Genomic DNA, 1,501 nt, shown 5'->3' on the forward strand with positions numbered 1-1,501 from the left:
AGATAATATGAAGTGCAAGAAAAATTGCATTTAGTATTAGATAGAGCTCTCCCACACTCAAGTTTAATTTCCATCTTAAAGTCATTACCAAAAGTCCAATAAACGCTAATAAAACACCTATAATAGATGATTTATAGGGTTTTTTCTTAAGAATTAAAACTGAAAAGATAGGGGTATAGATAATATATGAGCCCGTTATAAATGCAGCTTCAGCTGATTTAGTATAAGCTATGCCAATTGTTTGGTATGCAAAAAGTAAAAATAAAAGAATACCTAAAAATATTCCAGCACCAATACTTTTAATATTTATATATTTATATTTTACTATAAATAGGGGCAACATACAGAAGGTTGCTAATAAAAAACGCAAAAATAAAAAATCTAATACAGATACTTCATTTAAAGCTATTTTTATAATAACAAAAGTAGAACCCCAACAAAGAGAAACTAATAAAAGAGAGATATCAGCTATTGACTCATAAAACCTATCTGAAGCTTTTAAACTAAATTTCATATCATAATTTTAATTGTAATATTAATTCAATTATTATATTTTTAATCAATGCAATTAGAAAATATACTGCAAAAAATAGATAGCATTAATACAGAATATATAAAAAAGGCAAAAAATAAAACATCTAAATTAATCATGCCTTACAGGGCCATGGGTTTTCTCCACACAATATCTGAACAGATTTGTGGCATTACAAGAAATTTAAATCCTAATATTGAAAAAGCAGCGCTCTTTATAATGGTTGGTGACCACGGTGTAGTAGAGGAAGGGGTAAGTCAATATCCCCAATCAATAACCTTAGAAATGGTTAAAAGCTTTATTAGGGGAAAGGCAACATCCACTGTTCTAACTAAATCACTCAAAATTAAAACTATTATTACCGATATTGGGATGAAAGAAAATTTCCAAAAACCTACCTTTAGTAATGATAACATCTTTTATTTATGCAGAAAAATAAAGGCTGGTACAAATAATTTTAGGCTGCAAAAAGCAATGTCAATTAGTGATGCAGAGAAATCTATTAAGACAGGTTTTGAAATAACAGATAAATTTATAAAAAAATACAACATAAACTTAATTGCTACAGGGGATATGGGGATTGGCAATACAACCCCATCTACTGCAATAGCCTCAGTAATATTAGAGAAAGATCCAAGAGAAATAACAGGCAGAGGCTCACTCATAGACGGCAAAACCTTAGAAAGAAAGATAGAGATCATAGATGAGGCTATCAAAAAACATAACCCTAACAAAAAAGATGGTATCGATGTTCTATCAAAAATAGGTGGTTTTGAGATAGGTGGTTTAACTGGCGTTATTTTAGCAGGTTGCTACAACAAAATTCCAATAATTATAGATGGGGTAGTCTCCACCGCAGCAGCTCTTATTGCAACAACCTTAAAAAAGGAGATTAACAATTACCTATTAGCTGGGCACCTCTCCTCTGATAAATCACACAAATATATGTTAGAATATTTAAAGTTAAAG

2 protein-coding genes are annotated in these 1,501 nt (G+C 30.2%); one reads left to right on the forward strand and one right to left on the reverse strand.

Annotated features, from left to right (window positions below):
• A partial coding sequence (locus SVN78_11170; protein ID MDY6822166.1) for a DMT family transporter occupies window positions 1-514 on the reverse strand: 514 nt, incomplete at its 3' end.
• A gap of 48 nt (window positions 515-562) precedes the next feature.
• Here SVN78_11170 and SVN78_11175 point away from each other — a divergent pair.
• On the forward strand, window positions 563-1,501 hold a 939-nt coding region (locus tag SVN78_11175; GenBank protein ID MDY6822167.1), incomplete at its 3' end, for a nicotinate-nucleotide--dimethylbenzimidazole phosphoribosyltransferase.

The organism is Deferribacterota bacterium (assembly GCA_034189185.1).
Lineage (GTDB): Bacteria > Chrysiogenota > Deferribacteres > Deferribacterales > UBA228 > UBA228.